Origin of the sequence: Roseomonas acroporae, from assembly GCF_023223525.1 — a bacterium.
Taxonomy (GTDB): domain Bacteria; phylum Pseudomonadota; class Alphaproteobacteria; order Acetobacterales; family Acetobacteraceae; genus Roseomonas_E; species Roseomonas_E acroporae.
Genome location: NZ_JALPRX010000054.1, coordinates 114637 through 121157, shown reverse-complemented (window position 1 = coordinate 121157; position 6521 = coordinate 114637). Strand labels below are relative to the sequence as shown.

The window sequence follows — 6521 nt, the reverse complement described above, 5'->3', positions numbered from 1 at the left end:
CCCCCCCCCCCCCGCCCGCCCGCCGCTTCTGCATAAGCGACGGGCAGGCGGGCACTTTTCCGGTCAGCCCCGGCGCTCGTTCGCCTTCCGTCTCCCCCTTCCGTCTCCCCCTTCCGTCTCCCCCTGCCGCCCATCCTCCGCCCCGCCCGGCTCCCGTCCAGCGGGAACCCGCGGCCGCGCCGGCCCCCGGTAGCGGCCGCCGGGTCTTGATGCGACAATGCCGCCGCAAGAGGGGCGCGCCGCCATGGCGTGCCGCCGTGTCGCTGGTTCCGGGTGGATTTCCAAGAAGATGAACGCTGCCACGCCTATCCTGTCCGGCCTCCGCGTGGTCGAGGTCTCGGCCTTCATCGCCGCCCCGCTCGGCGGCATGACGCTGGCGCAGCTCGGCGCCGAGGTGATCCGCATCGACCCGATCGGCGGCAATATCGACTACCGCCGCTGGCCGCTCTCGCCGGAAGGCGCCAGCATCTACTGGTCGGGGCTGAACAAGGCCAAGCGCTCGATCCAGCTCGCGCTCAACAGGCCGGAGGGCCAGGAGATCGCGCAGGCGCTGATCACGGCGCCGGGCGAGGATTCCGGCATCCTGCTCACCAACCTGCCGGCCAGCGGCTGGATGGGCTACGCGACGCTGCGCGAGCGCCGACCAGACCTCATCATGCTGCGCCTGACCGGCAACCACGACGGCACCGGCGCCGTGGACTACACGGTGAACTGCGCCAGCGGCTTCCCGATCGCGACCGGCGCCGACACGCGCCCGGTGAACCACGTGCTGCCCGCCTGGGACATCGCCGCCGGCCTCTACCTCTCGACCGGCCTGCTCGCCGCCGAGCGCGCCCGCCGGCGCACCGGGGAAGGCCAGGAGATCACCCTCGCCCTCTCCGACGTGATGCTCGCGAGCGTCGGCAACCTCGGCTACATCGCCGACGTGCAGGCCAACGGCGCGGTGCGCCCGCCCATGGGCAACGACCTGTACGGCGCCTTCGGGCGCGACTTCGGCACGAAGGACGGCCGCAGCCTGTTCGTCTGCGCCATCTCCAACCGGCAGTGGCGCGCCATCGGCAAGGCCACGGGCCTGGCCGGGAAGCTCGCCATGGTCGGCCCGCTGCTCGACGTGGACCTCGACGACGAGGGCGGCCGCTTCCAGGCCCGCCACGCCATCGCGGCGGTGCTGGAGCCCTGGTTCGCCGCGCACACGCTGGAGGAGGTGACGGCCGCCTTCGCCAACAGCGGCGTGCTCTGGGGCCCCTACCGCGACTTCGGCCAGCTCGTGGACGAGGATCCGCGCTGCTCGCTTGCCAACCCGCTGTTCGGCGAGGTGGCGCAGCCCGGCATCGGCACGGTGCTCACCCCCGCCGCGCCGCTCACCTTCGGCGACGGCGCCCCGGGCCGCCGGCCGCCGGCCGCCGCGCCGCGCCTCGGCGAGCACACCGACGCGGTGCTGGCCGAGGTGCTCGGCCTCTCCGCCGCGGCGATCGGCCGGCTGCACGATGCCGGGGTGGTCGCCGGCCCCGCCTGACTCCGCCCGGCGGCCACGGGGGCGTGACGGCCTTCTGCCCGCCCCCCCAATGGCCGCCCCCCTGGCCGTCCCCTTGGCCGACCCGTATTCCCGGCTCGCGGGGCGCCCGCCCCGCCGGCCGCCGCCCGGCGAATTGCCCGGAAATCACTCGGCTCCGGCCGAGAGGAGGAGAATCATGGAGACGTCCGACTCCACCCCCGACCGGGCCGCGCTGCTCGCCGATTGCGCCGCGCTGCTCGATGCCGCCGAGCGGCTGCACGAGGAGACGCGCCTTGCCGTGGGCGCGCTGGTCGCCCCCGGCGGCCGGCCCGACGCCGCGCTGCTGGAGGCGCACCAGTTCGTCTCGCACGGCCTCGCCTGGCAGGCCACCTATGTCGAGGCGCTGCGCCAGACCCTGGACTGGGCCCGCCGGCTGGAGGCGGCCGGCACCCTCGGCGCGGCCGAGACCGCCATCCTGCGCCTCGGCTTCGCGGAATACGGCGCGCAGCTCGCCGGCGGCATCCCGATGAGCCAGAGCGAGATGGTGCGGCCGGCCGAGCTGGGCGTCTCGCCCGAGGCCGTCGCGCGCTATGCCGCGACGCCGGCGCTCGCCGCCCTCTCCGACCGTGCCGGGCTGGAGGCGGCCCGCCGGGTGCTCGCCACCGAGTGCGCCGAGGGCCGGTTCGGCGCGCTGGCGCTCGACGACGAGGTGCTGGAGGCGACGCGCGAGCAGTTCCTCCGCTTCGCCGCCGCCGAGGTCGCCCCCTACGCGCAAGGGTGGCACGACCGCGACGAGCTGATCCCGATCGACCTCGTGGGCAAGCTGGCCGAGATGGGCGTGTTCGGCCTGACCGTGCCGGAGGAGTATGGCGGGCTCGGCCTCGGCAAGGTGGCCATGTGCCTCGTCTCCGAGGCGCTGAGCGGGGCCTATATCGGCGTCGGCTCGCTCGGCACGCGCTCGGAGATCGCGGCGGAGCTGATCCGGCTGAACGGCACGCAGGCGCAGCGCGACCGCTACCTCTCGCGCATCGCCGGCGGCGAGATCCTGCCCACCGCCGTCTTCACCGAGCCCAACACCGGCTCCGACCTCGGCTCGCTGCGCACCCGCGCCGTGCGGGAGGGCGACGTGTTCAAGGTGTACGGCGCCAAGACCTGGATCACCCACGGCTCGCGCTCGGACCTGATGACGCTGCTGGTCCGCACCGATCCCGACGCCGCCGGCTACCGGGGCCTGTCCATGCTGCTGGCCGAGAAGCCGCGCGGCACGCCGGAGAACCCGTTCCCCGCCCCCGGCATGAGCGGCGGCGAGATCAGGGTGCTCGGCTATCGCGGCATGAAGGAGTACGAGATCGGCTTCGAGGGCTTCGAGGTGCCGGTCTCGGCCGTGCTCGGCGGCGCCGAGGGCCAGGGCTTCAAGCAGCTCATGGAGACCTTCGAGAGCGCGCGCATCCAGACCGCGGCGCGGGCGCTCGGCGTCGCGCAGAACGCGCTGGAGCTGGGCCTCGCCTACGCGAGGGAGCGGCAGCAATTCGGCCAGGCGATCTTCGAGTTCCCGCGCGTGCACGGCAAGATCGCGGCGATGGCGACCGAGACGATGATGGCGCGCCAGCTCTCCTACTTCGCCGGCCGGCAGAAGGATGCGGGGCGGCGCTGCGACGTCGAGGCGGGCATGGCCAAGCTGCTCGCCGCCCGCATCGCCTTCAGCAACGCCGACTGCGCGCTGCAGATACATGGCGGCAACGGCTACGCGCTGGAATACCCGATCAGCCGCGTGCTGTGCGACGCGCGCATCCTCTCGATCTTCGAGGGCGCGGCCGAGATCCAGGCGCAGGTGATCGCGCGCGGGCTGCTCGGCCGGGTGAACTGACGCGCGTGGCGGGATCGGCCGATCCCGCCCGCGGGCCGCGGGTCTCGAAGCGGACGCCGCCCCCCTCCGGCGCCCCCCCCTCCGGCGCCCCGGGCGGCGCCGGCACCCCGCCCGCCGCGCCGACGCGGCCGGCGGCCGGGGCGGTGAATTCACGCGTCCGGGCGGGCGGCACGCGATAGGATATTCCATGCCCATCGGCGAACGGCGAAGGACTGCCACATGGCGCGACGGCTGACGGCCTTCGCCGCGACCTCCGCGGACGGCAGGGAGCTCTGGCTCACGGACGGAACGGCGGCGGGCACCTTCCAGCTCGCGGACATCAACCGGACGGCGCCCGGCGCCTCCGGCAACCCCGCCGATCTCGTCGACCTCGGCAGCGGCCTGATGCTGTTCACCGCCGATGACGGCATCCACGGCCGGGAGGTGTGGGTCACCGACGGCACCCCGGCCCGGACCACCATGGTGTCCGACCGCAACGCCGGCAGCGCCGGCCTGGCACCGCTGAAGGTCGTTCCCGCGGAGGATGGCGGCGCGTACTTCTTCGTCCTGCAGCCCGACGGCTCGACCGGTGCCTTCCTGATCGGCGGCGATCCCGCCCACCTGATACGCGACATGCCCGCCTATGGGTTCACCGACGGCGTCGGGCTGGACGCCGAGGGAACCCTGCTCGCGACCGCCACCGCCCTCTATTCCTACGGCCGCCGGCAGGGCCTGCGCGACTACTACCCGCTCCACAAGCTGCAGGACATGACCTTCCCGGCCGGCGGCGCGCAGTTCACCGCCCTCGGCAACGGCAACGCCGTGTTCGTCCGCCACGACGCCGCCACGGGCGACGAGCTCGGCGGCAGCAACGGCCTGGCGAGCGGCACCGGGGTGGTCAGGGACATCCGGGTCGGCAGCGGCGGCTCGAACATCGTCGGCCTGACCGCGCTCGGCCACGGCCGGGCGGTGTTCTCCGCCGATGACGGCATCGCCGGCCAGGAGCCGTGGGTCACCGACGGGACCTGGGCCGGTACGTTCCGCCTCGGGGACCTGTTTCCCGGCGGCGCCGGCTCGCAGCCGGCGGGCTTCACCGCGCTCGGCAACGGCAAGGCCGTCTTCGCGGCCGATGACGGCGTCCACGGCACCGAGCTGTGGGTCACCGACGGCACCGTGGCAGGAACGACCCTGCTCGCCGATCTGCGGCCCGGGGCGGCCGGCTCGGCCTACGCCCTCGGCCAGTACGGGATGGTCGCGCTGGGTCTCGGCAAGGCGGCGTTCCTGGCCTCGACCGACGGCGGCGTCGCGTTCTGGATCACCGACGGCACCGCCGCGGGCACCCACGGCGTCGTCGCCCCGGTCACCGTCGCCGCCGACGCGGTCGATGGCGCCGTGCATGTCCGCGGCGGCGCGACCGGCGACGGCCGCTTCCTGTTCGAGGGGGCGGCGGACCACGCCGGCGAGCTCTGGGTCAGCGACGGCACCGCGGCCGGCACGCAGCGCATCGCGAGCATCCCGCCCGGCACCGCGACGGACGCCTTCCTGTCCGACTTCACCGTGATCCGCACGCCCGCGCCCGTCGCCCAGGACTTCGACGGCGACGGCCACAGCAACCTCCTGCTGCGGCACGACAACGGCCTGCTGGCCATCTGGACGATGAACGGGATCCGCGCGTCCAACGCCGTCAGCCCGGGCCCGGCATCGCTCGACTGGAGCCTGCGCGACGTCAAGGACTTCGACGGCGACGGCAGGGCCGACATCCTCTGGCAGCACGCGGACGGCACGGTGCTGGTCTGGGCCATGGATGGCGGCACGGTCATCGGCGGCGGCACGGCGGCCCGGATCGGTCCCGAGTGGCGCTACGGCGCGGCAGGCGACCTCGACGGCGACGGCAGGGCGGACATCGTCTGGCAGAACGCCGACGGCACCCTGGCATACTGGCGGATGAACGGCGGCGAGGTCGTCGGCGGGTCCGCCATCGGCACGCTCGGCGCCGGCTGGAGCGTCCGCGCGGCGGCCGATTTCGACGGTGACGGCCGGGACGACCTGCTGCTGTCCGACGATGCCGGCCACATCGCGCTGTGGCGGATGGACGGCCCGCGGGTGGCGAGCGCCGACACGGTCGCCACGCTCGGCCCCGAATGGCATTTCCGCGGCACGGGCGACTTCGACGGCGACGGCCGCGCCGACATCCTGCTGCAGAACGACGCCGGCCTGGTCGCGATGTGGTTCATGGACGGCGCGCGGATCGCCGGCGGCGGCGCGGTCGGCGCGATCGGCCCGCAATGGGCCATCAGGACGATCGGCGACTACGACGGTGACGGCCACAGCGACATCATGCTGGAGGATGCGGGCGGCCGGGTCTTCGGCTGGCTGATGGACGGGACGCACATCCTGAACAACGGGGGCGACGTCTCCCGCGTGGACCCGCACTGGCAGGTCATCGCCTGAGGGCGCCGCCCCGGTCCGCGGCCGCCCTCACGGCAGCGCCGCCGGCGCCAGCGAGCGCGGCGGCGCCACGCTGTCCAGCACCGCCGCCAGCACCGCCTGCCGGCGCGGGAACCCGTGCTGCGGTTCCGAGCGCAGCGTGAACAGCGCCGCCGCCCCGGCCCCGCCCGGGGCCTGCCGCCAGCTCAGCGAGGCCAGGGTCCAGTCGCGCCCGTCGGCCGTCGGGGCGCCGGTGCCGACCCGCCCGCGCCCCTCGGCGCGCGGCGGCGCCCAGCCCGCCTCGGGCCGGCCGGTCACGTGGCGCGCCAGGCGCAGCAGCGCCGCCCCGGCCGCCGCCTCGTCCGGCACCCCGGGCACGAGCACCGGACCGATCACCAGCCGCTCGCCACCCGTGCCGCGCAGCTCCACCCAGTTCCGCTCCGGCCGTGCCGCGGCGGTCCAGCCCGGCGGGTGGCGCAGCGCGAGTCCGCCCGGGCTGGTCCAGGCGACCCAGCCCGCCTGATCGGCCAACGGATCGGCCAACGGGTCGGGGTCGTCGGGCGCGGTCGCGAGGAGCAGCCGCCGGACGCCGTCCGCGGGGTCCGCCCGCACCCCGGCGCAGGCGGCCAGGAGCGCCGGCAGCAGCGGCGCGAGGCGCCGGGAAAGTACCGCCATCGCAGGCTCCCGCATCGGGGGCAGGCACGCCGGGGGCCCGCGCCTTGCGGGCGCGGGCCGGCCGGGAAGGGCGGGGGA

The 6521-nt window shown here is 75.1% G+C and carries 4 protein-coding genes; 3 read left to right on the top strand and 1 reads right to left on the bottom strand.

What is annotated here, in order from left to right; translation table 11 throughout:
* The first annotated feature begins 289 nt into the window (after window positions 1–289).
* The 3 genes from M0638_RS13115 (at window position 290) to M0638_RS13105 (ending at window position 5792) form a co-directional block, all read left to right on the top strand.
* The gene (locus tag M0638_RS13115; RefSeq protein WP_248667445.1) at window positions 290–1516 is read left to right on the top strand and encodes a CoA transferase; all 1227 of its coding nucleotides are present in this window, start codon (window positions 290–292) and stop codon (window positions 1514–1516) included.
* 175 nt (window positions 1517–1691) lie between these two features.
* On the top strand, window positions 1692–3362 hold the full coding sequence (locus tag M0638_RS13110; protein ID WP_248667444.1) for an acyl-CoA dehydrogenase family protein: 1671 nt from the start codon (window positions 1692–1694) through the stop codon (window positions 3360–3362).
* 219 nt (window positions 3363–3581) lie between these two features.
* A complete protein-coding gene (locus tag M0638_RS13105) occupies window positions 3582–5792 on the top strand; it encodes an FG-GAP-like repeat-containing protein (protein WP_248667443.1) in 2211 nt (736 codons plus the stop codon).
* Between the two features lie 27 nt (window positions 5793–5819).
* On the opposite strand, the gene M0638_RS13100 is transcribed toward M0638_RS13105, so the two are convergent.
* The gene (locus tag M0638_RS13100) at window positions 5820–6443 is read right to left on the bottom strand and encodes a hypothetical protein (protein ID WP_248667442.1); all 624 of its coding nucleotides are present in this window, start codon (window positions 6441–6443) and stop codon (window positions 5820–5822) included.
* Window positions 6444–6521 lie beyond the last annotated feature (78 nt).